The organism is Oleiharenicola lentus (assembly GCF_004118375.1).
Taxonomy (GTDB): domain Bacteria; phylum Verrucomicrobiota; class Verrucomicrobiia; order Opitutales; family Opitutaceae; genus Lacunisphaera; species Lacunisphaera lenta.
In genome coordinates this window covers 387,414-407,451 of sequence record NZ_SDHX01000002.1, presented here as the reverse complement: position 1 = coordinate 407,451, position 20,038 = coordinate 387,414, and the positions used below count along the sequence as shown (strand labels likewise).

The window sequence follows — 20,038 nt, the reverse complement described above, 5'->3', positions numbered from 1 at the left end:
TCGCCCTCACGCCGACACCGTGTCGAGGATGGCGCGCAGGCGGGCGGCGAGTTCGCCGATTTCAAATGGTTTCTTGATGATGTGCTTCACGCCCGAGCTCCAGGCGGCCTGCTCGGAGAGTTTGTGCACGTAGCCTGAAGTTAGCAGCACCGGCAGATCGGGCCGGAGGGCGGTGAGCTGGGCAGCAAGTTCGTTGCCGGTCATCCCGGGCATGGTCAGGTCGCTGAGCACGGCGCAGAACCGGCCGGGTCCGCGGCGGAAATCCTCCAGCGCGGCTAGCGGGTTCTCGAAGGCGGTGACGGTGAAGCCGAGGCGTTGCAGCATGCGCTCGCTCACGTGGCGCACGGCGGGATCGTCGTCCACCAGCAGCACGGTGCGCCCCTGGCCGAAGGCCTCGAAGGGCGTGCTGGTCGCGGGCGGGTTGGCCCGGGGCGCGGCGGAATTGGCTGCGGCCGGCAGGTAGATGACGAAAGTCGTGCCGACACCGCGGGCGCTTTCCACGACGATGGCGCCCTGGTGGCTCTGGACGATGGAGTAAACCATCGTGAGACCGAGCCCGGTGCCCTCGCCGGTGGGCTTGGTGGTGAAGAACGGCTCGAAGATGCGCGGCAGCACCTCGTCGGCGATGCCGATGCCGGTGTCGCGCACGGTCAGGCGGAGCGTATGGTCGGTGCGGATTTGCGGATGGCGGCGGAGCAGGTCGGGCGAGGGCGCGAGGGATTCCAACGTCACGCTCAGCAGCCCGGGTTGGTCGCGCATGGCGTGGGCGGCATTGGTCCCGAGGTTCATCAGCACCTGGTGGATCTGTGCCGAGTCGCAGAGCACGGCGGGCAGTTCCGGTGCGATTTCCGTGCGCATCTCGATGGTGGCGGGCAGGCTGGCGCGGAGGAGTTGCATGGCCTCCTGCACCACGGGCCCCAGCGGGCGCGGCTGCCAGTCATGCTGGCCGCGGCGGCCGAAGGCCAGGATGCGGCCCACGAGATCGCGGGCGCGGCGGCCCGCGCGTCCGGCCTCGCGCAGGCTGGCCCGGGCGGGATGCTCGTCGGGCAGATCGAGCGCCGCCAGCTGCAGGTGGCCAAGCAGGCCGGTGAGGATGTTGTTGAAATCGTGCGCGATGCCGCCGGCGAGCGTGCCGAGGGCGTCCATTTTCTGGGCATGCTGGAGCTGCTCTTCGAGGCGGGCGCGGTATTCCTCCTCCAACCGGCGCTCCGAGACGTCCTGGTTGATGCCATAGGTGCGAATGGTGCGACCGGTGGCATCCTTCACGATGGAGATGTTCACCAGCATCACGCCGAGCGAGCCGTCCACGCGGCAGAATGGGTGTTCCAGCTGGCGCTGGTAGTGGGGGTCCGCGGCGGCGATCGCGGCCTCGATCTCACGGCGCACGACGGTGATCTCCTCGGCCGGGATGAAGCGCTGGGCATAGTCCTCGGCCAGCATGCTGCGGCTGCCTTCCAGCTCGGCGGAGGTGCCGAGGATACGCAGAAAGTTGTCGTCGAAGGTGAAGCGTCCGGTCGCGACATCGAGTTCCCAGTGGCCGAGGCGAGCCATCTGCATGGCGAGTTCGAGCTTGTGCTGGTAGTCGTGCAGCGAGGCCGCGCTGGAGCGGCGCTCGGTGAGGTCGCGCAGCGCGGTGAGGCGCAGGAGCTTGCCGCCGTGGATGACGGCGCGGCCGAGGGCCTCCGCCTCGAAGCGGGAACCGTCCTTGCGCAGGAAACTCACCTCGTAGTTGGTCTCCAGGTTGCTGGCGATGGCGGCGCGGACGGCCGGCCGTGACTCGGGGGCGACGAGGTCGAGGGTTTGCCGGCCGATTAACTCTTCGCGGGTGTAGCCGAAGATGCGGAGGGTCGCCTCGTTGACGTCCACGATCAAGCCGTTGTCGCTGATGGCCATGCTGTCGAAGCCGTCGGCAAAGACGGCGCGATAGACGCCGGCCCCGTCCGCACAAAGCGGAGCGGGCCCAGACGACGTGGACGCGGGCGGGAGATGGCTCATGGACTGCGCCCATTCCAATCGGAACCGTCCGGAAAACTTGAGACCGATATGACGTAAACGCCGCTCAAGTGCGTTCGGCTAATGCAGCCGTTAAGCGCGGCGACTGGGGCGGGAGGGGAAGTGTGGCGGGGAGTCTCTGCAAGTGGCTGAAACACTGAAAACGGTGTGCGGCGTAGGGGATTTTACAGGAGACAAGGGAGGGAGTGGCAGAGAGGTTTGCCCACGGAACACGCGGAAGACACGGAAAGGGAAGCGACCGGACCTTGGGGCCACGAAAAGGCCCTATGTGTCACGACCTTGAACGGAGCTGAACGGGACTTTTATCCGTGAACCTCCGTGTCATCCCTGGCTAACCTCGGGCATGGAATGCAGATCCGGCTGTGGCGCGTGTTGCATCGCGCCCAGCATCACCTCGCCGATCCCGGGCATGCCGCACGGCAAACCGGCGGGGATTCCGTGCGTGCAGCTGCTGCCGGATATGCGGTGCGCGCTCTTCGGTCGGGCGGAGCGGCCGGCTTTTTGCGTGAGCCTGCGGCCGACTCAGGAGATGTGCGGGGCTTCCCGGGAAGAGGCGCTGGCGCACCTGACCGGGCTGGAACGAGCGACGAGGCCGGGTATTTGAACCAACGAACGGGTTAAACACAGAGAGCACAGAGGACGCGGAGAAACGCAGGGGTGGCAGGTGATCGGTCTTATGGCAGGTGCAGGTTGCCCGGATTCTGCCGGGCATCCCACAGGCGAAGAATTTCAACCGTTCGGCTGGGTTCGTTGACGCGCTAGATGATGACGTGATGCGGTGGGTGGGAGAGTTTTCGGAGCTGCGGCCGGCTGCGCATGGCCGGGCCACGGTAGGGCAACAGGCCCAAGGCGTCGGCCGCATCGAGCAAGGCATGCCCCAATCGCCGGGCGGCGGCCGGATTCTTGTCCGCCAGAAAGGCAACTATGGCCGCCAAGTCCTGCCCGATCCGGGCCGAGTAAACTACCTTGTCGTCCATTCCTCGATCTTCCGACGGAGTTCGGTGACCGGGATGGTGGGTTCTTCGACCAACGAGCGTAGGCCTTCATCGGCTGCGGCCAACATTTCAGGGGATTCTTCATCCAGCAACCAGTGCCGCAGCTCCTGCAGTTCGGCCGGTGGCAGCTGGCGGATCGCCTCCTGAATCTGCGCGAGCTTGGTCATCTCTGTCTGAGCGTAGCCGGTCCGGGCGGCCGGACAACTGAAATTCTACCGATCCCCTTGCTCAGGCTGACGGCCGGATGCGCAAAAGGGGATGCGCAAAAGGGGGGCATGCTGGGGTTGCCCTGATTTGACGGACAGTGACACCTTGCCCCCTGATCGAGATCCAATAGGCTTGGGAGCGATGGCGAAATTTCGCTCACCCATCGCGCAGGACTTTCAGCCGCACAGTCTCGCCATGACCAGACCACCCAATTCACGCCCTCGCGCTCACTTCATCCCTTCTGTCTCTTTTCCTGAGATGGAACAATACGTTAGACGTAGAGCGGCTTGTTCGTCGGGGCGCTTGACCGGTCGCGGCACGATTGGCGTGTTTGGGACCAAAAACGCACCGCGGCATGGTGCCGGCCCTTCTCCTGCGGGAGTGTGGCTCTCTTGCCTGGTTCGGGCGGAGCAACCGGCCTTTTGAGGTCGGGGTAATGCGATGATCGATTCGGAAACCAGTTTCGTGTCAGGGTCGGCTGAACCCACCGGCATCCGCCGGTGCCACCATGCAGGTGCCCGGCAGCCGGGACATCCCTTGCAACGATTGCGAGCGGTGTATTCGCATCTGCTCGCAATTTTGGTGACGGCCGCCGTGTTGACGGCGGCGAACGGACAGGAGCCGTCCGCTGCGTCAGAGCGCTTCGCCATCGTCGGGGCCCGCGTGTTTGACGGCGAGAGGACACTGACGGATGCCACGGTGTTGGTGAGCGCCGGCCGCATCGAAGCAGTCGGCATCGGCCTCGCGGTGCCCGAGCGCTTCGCCCTCGTTGACGGTGCCGGCCGGACGCTGCTGCCCGGTTTGATTGACGCCCACGTGCATGCGCGGGCGGGGGGAGCAGCGCGGGCGCTGGCATTCGGCGTGACGACCGAACTCGACATGTTCACCGATCCCGCGCTCGCCCGTGAGATGCGCGCGGGGCAGGCTGCGGGAACGGCCGATGCACGCGCCGACCTCTTTTCCGCCGGCATCCTCGCGACCGCGCCGGGCGGCCACGGCACGCAGTATGGCTTTCGCATACCGACGATTTCTACACCCGCCGAGGCACCGGCGTTCGTTGATGCCCGCCTCGCCGAAGGGTCTGACTACCTGAAAATTGTCCTCGATGACGGCCGGGCGTTCGGCGTCGCCTTTCCGACGCTCGACGCAGCGACCGTTGGCGCGCTCGTGAAGGCCGCCCACGGGCGCGGCAAGCTGGCCGTTGTCCATGTGGGATCGCTGGCCGGAGCGGAGATGGCGATTGCGGCCGGAGCCGACGGACTGGTCCACCTCTTCGCCGACCGGCCGCCGCCGGCCGACTTCGTCCGTCGCGCGCGAGAGGCGGGCGCCTTTGTCGTGGCGACGCTCGGCGTCACGGGAACGACCACCGGCGTTCCCGCCGGGCGCGAGTTGGCGGCCGATGCGCGAGTCGCCCCCTACCTCGACGCGGCCGAGCACGAACTACTGCGCCGGGCTTATCCGCGCCAGCCGGGTAGCCGGATCGACCTGACAAACGCCGCAACCGGAATCAGGGCGTTGGCTGAGGCGGGGATTCCAATCCTCGCCGGTTCCGACGCGCCGAATCCGGGGACCGCTCACGGCGTGACGATGCACGGAGAACTTGAGCTCCTGGTAAAGGCCGGGTTGTCGCCCACTGCGGCGCTTACCGCCGCCACGGCCGCGCCGGCCGATGCCTTCCGCCTCGCCGACCGCGGCCGTATCCGACCCGGTCTGCGCGCCGATCTGCTGCTCGTGGAGGGCGACCCGACGACGGATATCACGGCGACTCGCAACCTCGTTGCGATCTGGAAAAGGGGTGTCCGCTTCCAGCGGCCCCGGCACGACGTGGTCTTGGCCGAGCCGCCGAAGCGCGGGGGAGGACGAGTCAGCGATTTCGAAACCGCCCTCGGTTCGTCCTTCGAAACAGATTGGAAGACTTCGACCGACGCCGTGATCGGCGGGAAGTCGACCGCCAGCCTTACGCGCCTGGCGGAGGGAGCCGACGGGTCACAGGGGGCGATGCGCATCACGGGGGCTGTCGCCGCGGATTCGCCGAACGGCTGGGCCGGAGCGGTTCTCCATCCGGGTGGACGACAGGGAACGGCGGTGGACCTGTCGGCAACCCCGGTCCTCGCTTTTGCCGCTCGCGGTTCGGGGACCTACGATCTCTCGATTTTCGCCCGACGCTTCGGCCTGGCGCCAGTCAGTCGCTCGTTCACCGCCGACGCCGAGTGGCGGCGCTACGTCGTGCCCTTCGCGGAGCTCTCGGGTTTCGACGGCCGCGACGTGACCGCGATTTTTATCGGATCGATAACCGCCGGCGCTTTCACGCTCGACATCGACGACGTCGAACTGCGGCCCAGCCAGGAGTAACCTCAATCACGGGGGCACACCTCCATTGCCCAGCATAACACCTCCGCGCGGCGCGGCCCTTCAGGGATTCAATTCTTGAACCGGTATTCCGTCATTCGCCGGAGCTCTGCTGGGGCGATGCTGGCTCTTGGCGCAGACCGCAGGGAAGTCCTCCGGTTCAGGGGCTGGTTTCCACCGACTTGGGGAAGGCCCGGGTCATGTTGATGTCGGAGGTGATCTTCTCGGGGCTCGGCAGGTCAGAGGGTTTTTTGCGCGAGGAGGACAGAGGATCGGAAGCGCATCCGGACAGGAGCCCGGCGAAAACGAAGAGCAGTATCACGGTCTTCATGATGTGTCAGTTTGCAGGCTGGACCTGGCCTTGGCGAGCCTACGGTGCCGCGGGAGGCTCGGGCTCAGCGGGTGCGCCGAGGGCCCAAACAGACAGCAGGACACTTCACCCTCGTGCTCAGGCTAATGCCGCTACCGGCGGCTGCGGAAACATGCCCTGCTGCTGGTGATGCCGGGGAGACTGTAGAGCTGCCCAGATTCATCAATTTATGCAGCCTAAATCCCAAGCCAGCCTGACCCATTTTCTGGCTCCTATCATCGCTACCAGAAGATTGCATTCCGCCGGATCATACCGGCCTCAGTAAGGGTCTGATAAGTTAACCGGAGAAGTCGTTATTATGTTTCCAGAGCTCGGTATGAGCCCACTCATCAGCCTCTTTTTCTTTAGTTTCATAATCCATAGCTGGGCTATGCTTCAATATGTGATGAGCAACTTCGTGCAGTAAGAGAAAGGCAAGAAGCCATTGCGGCTTGCTTGTGTCTGCATAGTATAGCGATGGGGAGAGCCCTCGTCTTGCCAGCCGGAGATAAGTCTTCTGATGCTCCTCATGGGTCACAGGCCAGCGCAGCACAATCCACACATCAGGACCGCCCGGGATATCGTCAGCTTGGATGCTCAGTCCTAGGGTCGTTTCTTTGTAATCTTTATTGTCACCATGGCTTCTGGCAGCAGCACATAGTTTGTCCCTGTTGCTGACTAGAATTATACGTTCGCGAGATATTCCGTAGGACTCTGCCAGTTTAATATGCTTTCCCATCAAACCGGACAAGGTGTTCATTGAACTGAGCGCCTACTTCTTCTGTATTTTCTCAAAACGATCCCGGGCCAACTTTATCGCTGTAGCAATCTGCTCTGCAGACATTAACTTCTCAATAATCTTGAGCGCCTCTGCTGCTCTGGGTTCACCCAATCGGCCAGCGACGTTAATTCGTGCATGGGCTTCGACTAAATCTTCCATGACACCATCATGGTTGGCATATTTCACGCCAATGCTGTATGAGGCATCTGCTGACCCTCGGTCAGCGGCTATACTCCACCATTTTATCCCTTCCGGAATATTTTTAGGGACCCCTTCGCCAGTAGCATGCAACCTCCCAAGACCAAATGCCGCTTCCGCATTTCCCTGCTCGGCAGCCATGCGCCACCATTTCATTGCTTCATCGTAGTCCGGAGAAATGCTACCTTTCGTAATCAGTAATAGGCCTAGATTATATTGAGCATGGATTTTCCCTTGTTCTGCGGCTTTGCGATACCATTTCATGGCTTCATTGATGTCCATGGTCACACCGTCGCCATTTGCATAACGCACACCTAGGTTGTATTGCGCAGATGAGTCTCCTGACTCCGCCTTCTTTCGCAACTCAGCTACTGGCTCTGACTCCGCAAACCCCGCAGTCGCCAGCAGCACAAACACGAGAGTGCACTTGAGGGTGAGTCGCGTCATTTCACCTTGATATTTCTTGGCAACGGGAAGGTCAAGCGGGTGAAAGGAGTCGAATTACTCAGCATCGAGTCGATGCGTGCTGCGTCAAATGAGGAACCGTTGAAGCACTACGATGAGATTGCCTGAGCAGTATTCACGGCTGTGGCTTCTGCTGCTTCCCGTATTTCTCAAATCGCTCGCGCGCGAGCTTTGTGGCTTCGGCGATTTGCTCGGGAGTCATTTCAGAACGAAGTTTCTTCAGCCATTTTTTGACCAGATATGAGGCATCGTCACCAGCAGCGCTGAACCATGCAAAGGACTCTACCAAATTTCGGGGGACACCCACACCTTCCCAGTAATGCATACCAAGATTTTCTTGCGCAAAACGGTTACGATTTTCAGCAGCTTTGAGAAACCAATTAACTGCTAGAGTTGAATCCTTCTTCACTCCGTTCCCATCCCCGTAGATTACCCCAAGCATATTTTGTGCGTCAGCATTGCCCTGCTCTGCAGCTCTGTGATACCACTTGGCTCCCTCAGCTTTCTCTGTCAGTAAAAAATAATGCCTTCCAAGAAGAAATTGGGCATTCGGATCTCCATCCTCTGCCTTTTTCTTGAGCTCTTTTATCTCAGTCGAGTCCGCCGCGATCGCGAAGTCCGCCGCGAGCATGAATGCAAGGACCAGTAAAGCTAGAGCACGCTTCATGAAGCAATCATTGCAAGATGCGCAGGCTGGGTAAATCCGATTCTAGTGACTGCGGGTGGTCACGGCTAACAATGATAAGGGCTATAAAAAAACTTGGCTGCCGCCATGATACGTCAGCCTAGAGGCGCAGTGGAATTTGATTCGCGCTTCTGCTGCGTGGGGCTTTGCGTCTATGAGCATGAAACCGCGACGCTTTAATCCGGCGCAACTCAGGTATGATAAAAATTGGGTGCCGGTTCTGTCGCCTCAGCAAATCACCGACATTGCGGCCGAGGTGCTAGAGCGCTTCTGTCCAGTAGTCCTCAAGGTTCCTCGCAGCACTCCGGTTGTAGAGATCATCCAGGAGCTGAGTAAATCCACCGGCCTCAAGTTTGCTTACACCGACTTGGGCCATAAGGATGGGCACAAGGTTCTTGGTAAAGTTAGTTTCGGGGAAAAGCTGCTTTCGCTAGACCCTGTTCTGCAGAAGGAACTGGAGCCAGCTTTCCGGTTTACCGCGGCCCATGAGATTGGGCACTGGGTTCTGCATCGCTATAAATACAAGCTCTGGACATTCCTAAAGAAGAACAAAGAGCTTGATGATGATGACGCCTCGTTGTTCCGCTTGATCGATAAATCCCCTCTCGAATGGTTGGAATATCAAGCCAATTTCTTCGCAGCGGAGCTGGTGATGCCTCGTGCACAATTCGAACAAGCTGTCGCCGCTGCCCAGCATCGGCTCGGTATTCGCCGTAACCTCGGCAAAATCTACCTTTCGTCAGCCGGAAGCCAATTAGATCTTGTCCAAGTGTTGGAAGAACTCGAGAGGGTATACTCAGTGTCACGAGCGGCCTTAAGGATTCGCATGAAGACGCTAGAAATTCTTGTAGAACCGCCAAAACGTTCGAGCAGGCTGATGGATGTTGCGCCAGAACCAGTCGGCTTCACCAAGGACAACAATTTTCCCTTTTAATGGAAAGCGGCAGCGAAGCTCGGCTCACTCGCGAGTTTATGTCCTCAGTGCCCGCCGTCGAGGTCGCCGGGTTTGAGGAGGGGGGCGAAGAGGGCCTTGTTGCTGCCCTTCATGTAGGCTTCCTTGGGCTCGACGGTGCCGTCCTTCACCCGGGCCATGAGGCTGTTGTCCATCGTGCACATGCCGTCGGCGGAGCCACTCTCGATGATGCCGCGGATGTTGGCGATCTGGCCGGAGCGGATCGTGTTGGGCAGGGCCTCGTGCTGGAGCAAAATCTCGTGCACGGCGACGCGGCCCTTGGGGACTTTCTTGCAAAGGAGCTGGGCGACGACGCCGGAGAGGCAGCCGGCGAGCATCACGCGCACCTGGTTCTGCTCCTCGGCGGGGAAGGTGTTGATGATGCGGTCCACGGTCTTGGGCGCGTTGTTGGTGTGGAGCGTGCCGAAGACGAGCATGCCCATCGAGGCGCAGGAGAGGGCGAGCTTGATGGTCTCCATCTCGCGCATCTCGCCGAGGAGGAGGATGTCGGGGTCGTGGCGCATGGCGCCCTTCAGCGCGGCGCCGAAGGTCTCGGTGTGCTCGCCGACCTCGCGGTGCACGATCGTGGACTTCTTGCAGGGGTGCACGAACTCGATCGGGTCCTCGATCGTGATGATGTGCTTCGCCATGTTGTCGTTGATGTAGTCGATCATCGCGGCGAGCGTGGTGGACTTGCCGGAGCCGGTGGGGCCGGTGACGACGACGAGGCCCTGGTCGAGGTGGCAAAGTTTCTTCAGCGCCTCGGGGAGGTTGAGCTGGGCGAAGGACAGGATCTTGGCCGGGATCTGGCGGAGGACGGCGGCCTGGCCCCAGTGGTTGTAGAGGTAGTTGGCGCGGAAGCGCGCGAGGCCGGGCACCTCGTGGGCGAGGTCGAGGTCCTTGCGCTCGAGGAACTCCTTCCAGCGCTTCTCGGGGCAGATTTCCTTGAGCAGGGCCTCCATGTGCTGGGCGTCGAGCGGGTGCTCGCCGATGGGCTGGAGCGAACCGGAGATGCGGGACTTGGGCGGGAGGCCGACGGTCAGGTGCAGGTCGGAGCCGCCCTTTTCAAGCATGGTGCGGAGGAGTGCGTCGATGGCGGCCATGGGTCAGAAGACGGAGGACGGTGAAAGGAGGATGGAGAACGGAAGGCGGAGTGCCGGATGAGCGGAGGGCGGAGTGAGGGGAGGCGGGAGGCTGGAGGCGGGAGAAAGGAAAAAGGAGAAGGGAGAGGGGCGGAAGCCGGAGAGCAGAAGTCAGAGTGGAGTGGGGAATCTTGGATCCTTCGCTCGGCTCAGGATGACGGGTACGGGAGTGGGTGGGGTGGCTGTACTGTGGGAGCTTGGAGGTGGAAGACGGAGGTCAGGAGTCAGATTTCAGAGGTCGGTGGTCTGTTGTCAGTGGTCTGTCGTCTCCGGTCGCGTCAGGCCTTGCCGGTGGGCGGGGTGCTGGGGGGCGAGGCGGGGTCGATCTTCTGGCGGACGTTGCGCGTGGCGACGTTGGCGAGGGCGGTTTCTTTGGAGATCTTCTTCTGGTTATACAGTTCGAGGACGACGTTCTCCATGATGCACATGCCTTCCTTGACGCCGGTCTCCATGGTGTTGCGGAGGCCGGCGGTCTTGCCGTCGCGGATGAGGGCCTGGATGGCGGTGTTGGAAATCATGATCTCGCAGGCGACGACGAGCCCGCCGCTGGTCGAGGGCAGGAGGCGCTGGCAGACGACACCACGGAGCGACTCGGCCACGGAGGCGCGGATCTGCGTCTGCTGGGCGGGCGGGAAGACGTCGAGCAGGCGGTTGAGCGTGGTGGAGGCGTCGCTCGTATGCATGGTGCCGATCACGAGGTGGCCCGTCTCGGAGGCGCTGATGGCCATCTCGATGGTCTCGAGGTCGCGGAGCTCGCCGATGACGATGACGTCGGGGTCCTCGCGGAGGGCGCCCTTGAGCGCGGTGAAAAAGGATTTGGTGTGCGGGCCGACCTCGCGCTGGGTGACGTTGCAGCCCTTGGGCGTCTGCACGACCTCGATGGGGTCCTCGACCGTGATGATGTGGTCCTCGCGCTGCTCGTTGAGCTCGGCGACCATGGCGGCGAGGGTGGTGGTCTTGCCGGCGCCGACCGGGCCGGTGATGAGAATGAGACCGTTGTGGTAGGAGAGGAGTTTGCGGATGGCGTCGAGGTTGCGCAGGCCGAGCTGGTCGAGCTTCGGGATGCCGGCTGGCACCATGCGGTAGGAGCCGGAGGGGCCCCACTTGTGGAACATCAGGTTGACGCGGTAGCGGTTGGTCGCGTCGAGGGCCAGGGCGAGGTCGTAGTCGCGACGCTCGAGGAAAATGGCCTTCTGGTGCTGGGCGAGGAGCACGGTGTTGAGGCGCAGCGACTCCTGGTCGGTGAGGACGTGATCGGTGATCGGCGTGAGCGCGCGGTGCTTGCGCACAAAGGGCTTGGAGCCGGCGGAGAGGTGCAGGTCGCTCGCGCCGAAGCGGCCGGCGTCGATCAGCAGCTGCCGCATGCCGGCGGCCAGGGCCTCGTCGTCCATCTCGCCGATCCGGCCGAAGGTAAATTGCGGCAGGTCTCCGCCGGTGGTTGCAGCGGTGGCCGGGTTGGCGGCGGCGCCACCGACCTTTGGGGAGATGCGGAGCTTCGGGGCGGAGTCGGCAGAAGCGACGAGCGGGTTGGGCTCGGGCGGACCGGAGGGGGCCTTCGCCATGGCGTCGCCGGCGATGGCTTCGAGCTTTTCGACGTCGGTGACGATGCTGTCGTCGATGAGCTTCTGGGCGTAGCCCATGAGGTCGGCGTCGGGGCCGACCGCCTTGAGCGTCGCGAGCGCCTGCTCGCGGGAGAACAATTTCTGATCAATACCGAGGCGGATGAGCCAGAGGATCTCGTTGTTCATGCCGTGGAATGCGCGGAATGCTCTTCAGCCAGGGCGGCTTGGCAAGGCTAGACGCGGGAGCGCGGGGTAAGCTCCAAACGCCAAAGGGCGAGGAAGCAGACCAGTCAGGGGGGGCGAAAATTCTTCTGTGAAACTTTCGGGTAAGTGTGCGAGTCTTGAGGACATGCCCTTGGTTCGCCTGCTCATTGCCGGTTTGGTTGCCATCTTCGCGATGGTGGCGGTGCTGTTTACGGCGGTGATGGTTTTCCTGGCCGGAGCGGTGGCCTGGGTTTTGCAGCAGTTTCGTCCGCGACCGGCCGCACCGGGCTCCGCTCGGCCCGTCAATCCCGGCGGAGCACGGCGCAGCCCGGCCGGCCGGGGTGACGTGATCGATATCGAGGCGACGCAGGTCTCGGAGAAGCCGGCTGACCGTTTGCCGTAGTCAGGCGGCGCGGGCGGCGGTGGCAGGTGGGGCCTGGCCAAGCGACGCGCAATCCCGGGCAAGCCATCGGGAGCGAGTTTTCCCCGGGTTCGGTAGGCTGGAGGCGGCGGCGAAGTCGCCGCCCTCAACCAAACCTATGAACCAAACCCTCCGTTGTTTCACGCACGGTGCGCTCCTCCTGTTGTGCGCCGTCTCCCTGCCTGCCGCCAGTCCCTGGTCGGTCCGCCTCCGGGCGACCTACCTCCAGACGGTGGACAAGTCCGACGCCTTCACCGCGCTTGGGGTCAATTTCGCCGCCGATGCTGTCTCGGTCAGCGACCGGCTGATTCCCGAGGTGGACATCGCCTATGCGTTCACCGACACCCTGTCGGCCGAACTCGTGCTGACCATTCCGCAGAAGCATTCCGTTTCCCTGGCGGGGATCGGTCAGCTGGGCAGCTTCAAGCACCTGCCGCCGACGCTGCTCCTCCAATATCGTGCGCTGCCCGGAGCGTCGATCCGGCCGTATGTGGCGGCCGGCATCAACTACACCCTGATCTTCGACGAGAAGCTGTCGGTGGCGGGCGTGCCACTCGGTCTCGAAAGCAGCAGCGCGGGCCTCGCGCTGCAGGCGGGCGTGGATTGGCAGCTTGATGAGCGCTGGTCGTTCAACGTGGACCTGAAGCGCGCCAACATCCGCTCCGATGTGTCCGCCGGCGGCGCCAAGCTGACCGAGGCCCGTCTCGATCCGTGGCTCTACGCCGTGGGCGTGCGCTACCAGTTCTGATTTGCTGCGGTGTTTGTGTGGTCGGCGCCGGATCCGCGAGGATCCGGCGCCTTGTTTTGGCCGGGCCCGGGCGAGGGAGGTGCGAAAGGGGAGCTTGCTTGCGGCGCGGACGGCGTCTGGATGGTCCGTTACCCGCATGAAACTCATCGACCTCAACCGCCAGGGCGGCATCGGCGCCAATTGCCTCCTCCTCATGATCGGGGAACTCAACATCCTCGTGGACTGCGGGCTGAACCCGAAGACTCCCGGCGTCGAGGCGCTGCCTGATCTCTCGCTCCTGCGCGACATCGAGCTGGACCTGATCATCATCACGCACTGCCACCTGGACCACATCGGCGGCCTGCCGGTGCTGATGCGCCAGCATCCGAAGACCCCCGTGCTGCTCACGCAGTCGAGCCGCATGCTCATCGAGAAGATGCTGCACAATTCCGCCAACGTGATGCAGAAACAGAAGGAGGAGGACGGCATCGCCGGCTACCCGCTGTTCACGCACAAGGAAATCGAGCGGCTCACCCCGCGGTTCCACGGCCTGCCGTTCAAGAAGGTCAAGAAGATCAAGGGCAAGCGGGGCGAGCTGGAGCTCATGTTCCATCCGTCGGGCCATGTGGCCGGCGCGACCGCGGTCGAGATCCACCACGGCATGCGCAAGATCTTCCTCACCGGCGACGTGCTCTTCGACCACCTGCGCACGCTGAAGGGCGCGCATTTTCCCATCGGGCATTTCGACACCCTCATCATCGAGACGACCCGCGGCATGACCGAGCGCGCCTACGGCAAGGAGCGCGTGCACGAGATCGCGCGCCTCATCGACTCGATCAACGACACCATCGCGCGCGGCGGCTCGTTCCTGCTGCCCGTGTTCGCGCTCGGCCGCATGCAGGAGCTGCTCGCGGTTTTCCACGACGCCCGCCGCTTCGGCCGCCTCATCGAGTGCCCGATCTACGCCGGCGGCCTGGGCATCGGGCTGTCCGAGCTGTTTGACGAGGTTTCGCGCAAGACCAACGACGTGCAGTTCGACGCTCGCATCCTCCGCGACCTCGGTCTGCGCAAGCTGCCCAAGAAGCTCACGCCCGGCCAGGAGCCGCACCAGAAGGGTCTCTATATTGTCAGCTCCGGCATGCTCGTGGAGAAGACGCCCAGCTACACGCTCGCCTCGGGCCTCGTCGGCCACGCGCGCAACACGGTTGGCTTCGTCGGTTTCTGCGATCCCGACACGCCCGGCGGCAAGCTGCTGGCGACCAAGCCGGGCGCGACCTTCCATTTCGACGCCGTGGACGTGCGCGCCAAGGTCCGCGCGCGGGTCGAGCGGTTCGAGCTGAGCGGACACGCCGAGCGCGGGGAGCTCCTGGAATTTGCCGTTCAGACCAAGGCCCGGAGCATCGTGCTCACGCACGGCGACCCCGACGCCCGCGACTGGTTCAAGGTCCAGCTCGCCGAGCAACTGCCCAAGGCCCGCGTCGTGGACCCGGTGCCGTTGCGGATGTATGAGGTGTGAGGTCTTGGGTCTGGGGTAGCCGCGTTGGAGCGTAGCGACAACGTGGTGTCGGTGCGCGCAAGAACCACGCTTTCGCGCAAGCGCTCAAGCGCGGCTACCGCCGCTGGGCGGGCTGACGACCGGCCCATCCGGCTTTCTTGCGCTCGACTCCGGGCGCGCGGTGCGCAGTTTTCCGCGCATGGCCAAGTCCGACGAATCCGCCCCGAAGATCATTTTCTCGATGCTCGGCGTCTCGAAGAAAATCGAGCGCAAGGAAATCCTCCGCGACATCTCGCTGTCGTTTTATTACGGCGCGAAGATCGGCGTGCTCGGCCTCAACGGCTCCGGCAAGTCCTCGCTCATGCGCATTCTCGCGGGCATCGACACCGAGATCGACGGCCGCGTGCATTTCGAACCGGGTTATCCCGTCGGCTTCCTGCCGCAGGAACCCCAGCTCACGGCCGGCGCCACGGTGCGCGCCTGCGTCGAGGAGGGCGTGAAGCACCTGACCGACCTCACCGCCGCCTACGACGCGAGCTGGGACGAGCTGGCCGAGGCCGCCGATGACGCCGCGCGCGACGCGATCTCGGACAAGCAGGCCAAGCTCCAGGAAAAGATCGAGCACCTCGGCGCCTGGGATGTGGCCCCGCTGGTCGAGCAGGCGATGGACGCCCTGCGTTGCCCGCCGCCCGACCAGATCGTGGACAACCTGTCCGGCGGCGAGCGCCGCCGCGTCGCGCTCGCGCGCCTGCTGTTGCAGAAGCCGTCCATCCTGCTCCTCGACGAGCCGACCAACCACCTCGACGCCGACTCGGTCAACTGGCTGGAGCAGCACCTGTCGCGCTACGAGGGCACGGTCATCGCCGTGACGCACGACCGCTACTTCCTCGACAACGTCGCCGGCTGGATCCTCGAGCTCGACCACGGGCACGGCCTGCCGTTCAAGGGCAACTATTCCTCGTGGCTGGAGCAGAAGCAGGCGATGGCCAGCGTGGCCGAGCGCACCGAGAACAAGCGGCAGAAGGCGATGGCGCGCGAGCTGGAGTGGATCCGCTCCTCGGCCAAGGCCCGGCAGTCGAAGGGTCAGGCGCGCATCAACGCCTACGAGGCGATGCTCAAGCAGGACGTGGCCGAGCAGGAGAAGAAGTTCGAGATCATCATCCCGCCCGGTCCGCGCCTCGGCAATTTGGTCGTGCAGGCGCAGGGCGTGGCCAAGGCCTACGGCGACAAGCTGCTCTACGACAACCTGGAGTTCTCGCTGCCGCCCGGCGGCATCGTCGGCATCATCGGCCCCAACGGCGCGGGCAAGACGACGCTGTTCAAACTCATCACCAGCCTGGAAAAGCCCGACGCCGGCACGTTCAAGATCGGCGACACGGTGAAGACCGCCTACGTCGAGCAGTCGCGCGACTCGCTCGAAGGCGACAAGACCATCTGGGAAGTCATCAGCGGCGGGCAGGAGATCATGCAGCTCGGCAAGCGCTCGGTGAACAGCCGCGCCTACTGCGCGCAGTTTGGCTTCACCGGCGCCGACCAGTCCAAGAAGGTCGGCATCCTCTCCGGCGGTGAGCGCAACCGGGTGCTGCTGGCGCGCGTGCTGAAGAGTGAGGCCAACCTGCTGCTGCTCGACGAGCCGACCAACGACCTCGACGTGAACTCCATCCGCGCGCTGGAGGAGGCGCTTGAGACCTTTGCCGGCTGTGCGGTGATCATCTCGCACGACCGCTGGTTCCTTGACCGCACGGCGACGCACATCATGGCCTTCGAGGGCGACAGCTACGTCCACTGGTTCGCCGGCAATTACTCCGCCTACCTGGAGGATTTCAAGAAGCGGAAGGGCAAAGACGCCGACCAGCCGCACCGGATCAAGTATCGTAAGCTGACGCGGTAAGGGGGCCACAAGGTCGGAGTAGCCGCGTTGGAGCGCAGCGACAACGTGGTCAGCCAGGCAGCGAGTTCCAATATCGCCACCAATCCTCCCGAAACGTCGCGTGCCGCGGGTCCAGTCCGGGCAAAGCCGGCACCTTTGCGCCTACAAATGGCCAATCTGTCGATGCAGTTACATGTCCGGCGCGCACTGGATTTTGGCTGATGTAGAATGCCAACGCGGTGAACGCATCCGGCCCCGATTCGTTCGTCCGCAGGATATGATCGTAGGCCTGTTTCTGCAGGCTGAATGGTTTCAGGACTTCATTCAGGCGTCGTCGAACGGCACGACTCCAAAGAGCTTGGTCACTGTTGTGGTTCATGCCCGCAGCAAGCACATGAAGGTGATCCGGCATCAGGCAATAGGCGGGGACAGCCACGCCGTAGTGTTCAGCGTTCCTTTCCAAGGTTGAGCGAAAGGCGGCGTGAAACTCCTGGGTCAACCAACCGATTCGCCGGTTGCTGATACCCATGGTCCAATGGACAAACATTCGGCCGCGGTATGCGTCCGCGAGCAAACGCGGAAGATGTCGCTGCGAGGCGCGGTCCATAACTGCATCGAACCACGCTTTCGCCTGCGGCTCAAGCGCGGCTGGTAGAACCAGCCGCGTTGGATCCCGTGAACGCGGGAGACAACGTGGTCCGAACGCTCAGGCCGTGCGGGCGATGACGGCGGACGGTTTCGTCGCGGTGATCAGGCGTTGTGCGCTGGTGCGCAGGAGATTCAGCAGCGCCTCGTGGCCGGGCGTGAGTTCGATCCGGCGCGCGTGTGACCAACCGATCAGCACGAGGCCGCCGACCTGGTCGCCGGCCGGCAGGGGCACGAGCACAAAGGCCGCGGGGGTGTGCGTGTCCCCCTGAAACCAGGCCGGGAGGTAGGGCAGGATCGTGGCGGTCCGGGAATCGTGAATCACCACCGCCTCGCGCCGGGCCAGGGCGATGCTGAAGACGGTTTTCTCGGCAGGATGAACCGACGCGATGTCGAGGTGGTGGGTCGCGAAAGCACCGACGCCATCCGCGAGGATGAAGGGACCGTCCGGTGCGGCGCGCAGAAAGACTGCACAGTCGTCGGCCGCAAAACCGTCGCGCACCGGTCGCAGCACTTCCAGCCAGGGTTCGTCCGGGGTGACGGTGCGCACGGGCTCGGGCACCAGGGTGATGGCCTCGGGCAGGACCTCGCGGGGCGGGGCAGTGGATACTTCCGAGGATGTCGCCGGTGGCCGCGGTGCGACCGCCACTTCCGGAAACGGAGTCGTGCTCGCGGTCACGGTTGGGGCGGCGGAGAGGGCGGAAGCCGCCACCGGCTCGCCGGCGGTTTCCAGCGGAGCCGGTGCCTGAACCACGGTTTCGGGCTTGGGCAGTCGCGAGCGGATGCGGCGCAACATCACTTCCGGGGCGGAAGAAACGCCCGGCACCTGCATGAACTGCGCGAGCCGCTCTCCGGCAAAATCGAGGGTCTGGACCAGAAGTTCACTCACGTTGGGCAGGATGGCGCCGAAGGTTTTGGCCAGCTGAGTGGTCTCCGCGGCATAGGCGGAATCATCCAAGGTGACATCCAGCACAATACGGGTGAGCCGGTTGCCATATTCGGCCAGACCGGTGAGGCGTTCAGCGTGCGACGAGGGCGCGGCATCGTCGGAGCCGCCGGGATGAAACTCGACCAGGGCGTGGCGGATCTCGGCGGGCAGGGCGTAGGTCTTGAGCAGTTCGCGGCTGAGTTCCAACGGCGCCAGCCCGAAGAACTGGCGGAAAGCGGCGTCCTCGGACTTGGTGCCGGCCGCAGCGACAGCCGCCTTGTAATGTTCGAGCGACACGACGGGCAGCACGATGCGACCGATCTGGCGCAGCGTGGCACAGGCGAAAACCATGTCGGGATCCACGGCGGAAATCTGCCGCGCGCAGGCCTGGGCGATCAAACCGGCGCAGAGCGCGCGCGAGGCCGCCTGGCGCTGTTCGGGCGGGTTTTGCCGCTCGCCGGAGGATTTCAGGAGCAGCAGCGACATCGCCAGACCGCGCACGCGCTGGAAGCCGATCTGGTGGATGGCGTGCGGGACGCCGGTGAGCTGCTTCATGCCCGGGTTGAGGGCGATGAGGTTGGCCATGCTGACGAGTCGCGTGGCGACGACGGGATCCTGTTCGATCAGCTCAGCCAGTTCCGCGATGGAGATGCGTTCCATCTTGCTGGCCAGCGTCTGGACGAGTTCGAGCAACTCAGGAAGCCCTGCACCCCGCCCGGAGGAAAGGGCGGCGGCGGCCATGTCGGTGGTCTGCCGTGGGGTCAGAGGGACCAGCATCCGTCTGTTATCGGCCGAAAGCGGCGCCGGTTGAGCTGTCTTGGCGGCCCCAGCGGGGTGCCGGCTCTCGCAACCACCGGCAATTCAATCGAATCCGAACAGCCGGCCCATGTCGCGCCGGTCCTTCTTGGTGGGCCGGCCGCGGCCGCGTTCGCGGGCGAGCATGTGCTCCAGGGAGGCCTGCTTGGCACGTTCGTATTCGGCGGGCGGCGTGAGGTCCTCGGCGAACTCCGGCACCTGTTTCGCCGCGACGCGTGCGCGGGGATGGGCAATCACCTTGAGCGTGCGCGTGACCATGCCGATGCGGGCCACGACCGTTTCGCCGACGTGGAGATCGCGGCCGGGCTTGGCGTCGAGCTGGTTGATCTGCACACGGCCGTTGCGGCAGAGCGCGGTGGCCTCGGCGCGGGTCTTGCAGACGCGCACGCACCAGAGCCACTTGTCGAGCCGGGGATCGGACATGACGGAGGAGTAAATCCCAAACGCCAAAAGTCCAAACGCCAAAGAGGCACGAAACCCGAAATTCAGCGCCTCCGCTGTTTGGGCTGGTTCAGGCGATTGGCGCTTTGGCCCCGGGCGTTTTCCCGGGGCTTGGCCGCGGGGGTTGCATGGGAATAAATCCCGGCTACCGTCCTCCCACGAGCCCGTCCATGCGACACCTTATCACCATCCTGTTCCTAGCCCTGACCATGAACGTCCAAGCCGAGAGCAAACCTGCTTCGCAAACTGCATTCGCCACCTTCGGGGGCGGGTGCTTCTGGTGCACGGAGGCGGTGTTTGAGCTGCTGCCGGGCGTGAAGGCCGTCGTGAGCGGCTATGCCGGCGGTCATGTGCCCAATCCGACCTACCAGCAGATCTGCACCGGCGAAACCGGCCACGCCGAGGTCATCCGCATCGAGTTCGATCCCGCGGTCGTGAGCTACGAGCGCCTGGTCGAGGTGTTTTTCGAGGCGCACGATCCGACCACGCTCAACCGCCAGGGCGCGGACGAGGGCACACAATACCGCTCGGTCATTTTTTTCGAGGACGCCGCGCAGAAGGCCGCCGCCGAGAAGGGGAAGGCCGCTGCGCAGGCCGGATTCGATGACCCGATCGTGACCGAGATCAGCCCGCTGCCGAAATTCTACCCGGCGGAGAAATACCATCAGGACTATTTCCGCAACAACCCGAACCAGGGTTACTGCACCTTCGTGATCCGGCCCAAGGTCAACAAACTGCAGAAGAAGGGCGTGATCGGGAAGGAGTGAGCGCGCGGCGGATCGCAATGGAGGGC

20 protein-coding genes are annotated in these 20,038 nt (G+C 63.7%); 8 read left to right on the top strand and 12 right to left on the bottom strand.

What is annotated here, in order from left to right; translation table 11 throughout:
* Positions 1 to 6 precede the first annotated feature (6 nt).
* Complete coding sequence (locus ESB00_RS15525) at positions 7 to 1,995, bottom strand: ATP-binding protein (protein WP_129048706.1); 1,989 nt, start codon at positions 1,993 to 1,995, stop codon at positions 7 to 9.
* A gap of 361 nt (positions 1,996 to 2,356) precedes the next feature.
* Here ESB00_RS15525 and ESB00_RS20210 point away from each other — a divergent pair, with 361 nt between their 5' ends.
* Positions 2,357 to 2,617, top strand: coding sequence for a YkgJ family cysteine cluster protein (locus ESB00_RS20210; protein ID WP_129048705.1), 261 nt, complete (start codon positions 2,357 to 2,359; stop codon positions 2,615 to 2,617).
* A gap of 154 nt (positions 2,618 to 2,771) precedes the next feature.
* Here the strand turns inward: ESB00_RS20210 and ESB00_RS15515 are convergent, their stop codons facing one another.
* Positions 2,772 to 2,990: a type II toxin-antitoxin system RelE/ParE family toxin gene (locus tag ESB00_RS15515; RefSeq protein ID WP_129048704.1), complete on the bottom strand. Its 219-nt coding sequence runs from the start codon at positions 2,988 to 2,990 to the stop codon at positions 2,772 to 2,774.
* The gene (locus ESB00_RS15510) at positions 2,975 to 3,175 is read right to left on the bottom strand and encodes a nucleoside triphosphate pyrophosphohydrolase family protein (protein ID WP_129048703.1); all 201 of its coding nucleotides are present in this window, start codon (positions 3,173 to 3,175) and stop codon (positions 2,975 to 2,977) included. The genes ESB00_RS15515 and ESB00_RS15510 overlap by 16 nt, the downstream gene beginning before the upstream one ends.
* 481 nt (positions 3,176 to 3,656) lie before the next feature.
* Here ESB00_RS15510 and ESB00_RS15505 point away from each other — a divergent pair, with 481 nt between their 5' ends.
* The gene (locus tag ESB00_RS15505; protein ID WP_129048702.1) at positions 3,657 to 5,567 is read left to right on the top strand and encodes a CIA30 family protein; all 1,911 of its coding nucleotides are present in this window, start codon (positions 3,657 to 3,659) and stop codon (positions 5,565 to 5,567) included.
* 157 nt (positions 5,568 to 5,724) lie between these two features.
* Here ESB00_RS15505 and ESB00_RS19735 read toward each other — a convergent pair whose 3' ends face one another.
* The 4 genes from ESB00_RS19735 to ESB00_RS15490 form a co-directional block, all read right to left on the bottom strand.
* Complete coding sequence (locus tag ESB00_RS19735) at positions 5,725 to 5,895, bottom strand: hypothetical protein (RefSeq protein WP_164976249.1); 171 nt, start codon at positions 5,893 to 5,895, stop codon at positions 5,725 to 5,727.
* A gap of 316 nt (positions 5,896 to 6,211) precedes the next feature.
* Positions 6,212 to 6,673 carry a M48 family metalloprotease gene (locus ESB00_RS15500; RefSeq protein WP_129048701.1) on the bottom strand — a complete coding sequence of 154 codons (462 nt, stop codon included), beginning with the start codon at positions 6,671 to 6,673 and terminating at the stop codon, positions 6,212 to 6,214.
* A 12-nt stretch (positions 6,674 to 6,685) separates the two neighbouring features.
* Positions 6,686 to 7,339 carry a tetratricopeptide repeat protein gene (locus ESB00_RS15495; protein ID WP_129048700.1) on the bottom strand — a complete coding sequence of 218 codons (654 nt, stop codon included), beginning with the start codon at positions 7,337 to 7,339 and terminating at the stop codon, positions 6,686 to 6,688.
* A gap of 133 nt (positions 7,340 to 7,472) precedes the next feature.
* On the bottom strand, positions 7,473 to 8,024 hold the full coding sequence (locus ESB00_RS15490; protein ID WP_129048699.1) for a tetratricopeptide repeat protein: 552 nt from the start codon (positions 8,022 to 8,024) through the stop codon (positions 7,473 to 7,475).
* 178 nt (positions 8,025 to 8,202) lie between these two features.
* Between ESB00_RS15490 and ESB00_RS15485 the strand changes: the two genes are divergently transcribed.
* The gene (locus ESB00_RS15485; protein WP_164976248.1) at positions 8,203 to 8,976 is read left to right on the top strand and encodes an ImmA/IrrE family metallo-endopeptidase; all 774 of its coding nucleotides are present in this window, start codon (positions 8,203 to 8,205) and stop codon (positions 8,974 to 8,976) included.
* A gap of 44 nt (positions 8,977 to 9,020) precedes the next feature.
* On the opposite strand, the gene ESB00_RS15480 is transcribed toward ESB00_RS15485, so the two are convergent.
* Positions 9,021 to 10,097, bottom strand: a complete 1,077-nt coding sequence (locus ESB00_RS15480) for a type IV pilus twitching motility protein PilT (protein ID WP_129048697.1) — start codon at positions 10,095 to 10,097, stop codon at positions 9,021 to 9,023.
* A gap of 317 nt (positions 10,098 to 10,414) precedes the next feature.
* On the bottom strand, positions 10,415 to 11,884 hold the full coding sequence (locus ESB00_RS15475; protein ID WP_129048696.1) for a type IV pilus twitching motility protein PilT: 1,470 nt from the start codon (positions 11,882 to 11,884) through the stop codon (positions 10,415 to 10,417).
* 163 nt (positions 11,885 to 12,047) lie between these two features.
* Between ESB00_RS15475 and ESB00_RS15470 the strand changes: the two genes are divergently transcribed.
* From ESB00_RS15470 to ettA, 4 genes are all read left to right on the top strand, one after another.
* Positions 12,048 to 12,305 carry a hypothetical protein gene (locus ESB00_RS15470; protein ID WP_129048695.1) on the top strand — a complete coding sequence of 86 codons (258 nt, stop codon included), beginning with the start codon at positions 12,048 to 12,050 and terminating at the stop codon, positions 12,303 to 12,305.
* Positions 12,306 to 12,441: 136 nt separating this feature from the next.
* Positions 12,442 to 13,071, top strand: a complete 630-nt coding sequence (locus ESB00_RS15465) for an OmpW/AlkL family protein (protein WP_129048694.1) — start codon at positions 12,442 to 12,444, stop codon at positions 13,069 to 13,071.
* A 136-nt stretch (positions 13,072 to 13,207) separates the two neighbouring features.
* A complete protein-coding gene (locus ESB00_RS15460) occupies positions 13,208 to 14,566 on the top strand; it encodes an MBL fold metallo-hydrolase (RefSeq protein WP_129048693.1) in 1,359 nt (452 codons plus the stop codon).
* A gap of 178 nt (positions 14,567 to 14,744) precedes the next feature.
* Entirely contained in the window at positions 14,745 to 16,436 is a 1,692-nt protein-coding gene (ettA, locus tag ESB00_RS15455) for an energy-dependent translational throttle protein EttA (RefSeq protein WP_129048692.1), read from the top strand.
* A gap of 49 nt (positions 16,437 to 16,485) precedes the next feature.
* Here the strand turns inward: ettA and ESB00_RS15450 are convergent, their stop codons facing one another.
* The 3 genes from ESB00_RS15450 to ESB00_RS15440 all read right to left on the bottom strand — a co-directional run bounded on the left by ESB00_RS15450 (position 16,486) and on the right by ESB00_RS15440 (position 19,227).
* Positions 16,486 to 16,944: a transposase gene (locus ESB00_RS15450; protein ID WP_164976247.1), complete on the bottom strand. Its 459-nt coding sequence runs from the start codon at positions 16,942 to 16,944 to the stop codon at positions 16,486 to 16,488.
* A 177-nt stretch (positions 16,945 to 17,121) separates the two neighbouring features.
* Positions 17,122 to 18,765: an HDOD domain-containing protein gene (locus tag ESB00_RS15445; RefSeq protein ID WP_129048690.1), complete on the bottom strand. Its 1,644-nt coding sequence runs from the start codon at positions 18,763 to 18,765 to the stop codon at positions 17,122 to 17,124.
* A gap of 84 nt (positions 18,766 to 18,849) precedes the next feature.
* Positions 18,850 to 19,227, bottom strand: a complete 378-nt coding sequence (locus tag ESB00_RS15440; protein WP_129048689.1) for an RNA-binding S4 domain-containing protein — start codon at positions 19,225 to 19,227, stop codon at positions 18,850 to 18,852.
* Positions 19,228 to 19,415: 188 nt separating this feature from the next.
* Here ESB00_RS15440 and msrA point away from each other — a divergent pair, with 188 nt between their 5' ends.
* Positions 19,416 to 20,012, top strand: coding sequence for a peptide-methionine (S)-S-oxide reductase MsrA (msrA, locus tag ESB00_RS15435; RefSeq protein ID WP_129048688.1), 597 nt, complete (start codon positions 19,416 to 19,418; stop codon positions 20,010 to 20,012).
* The last annotated feature ends 26 nt before the right edge of the window (positions 20,013 to 20,038 follow it).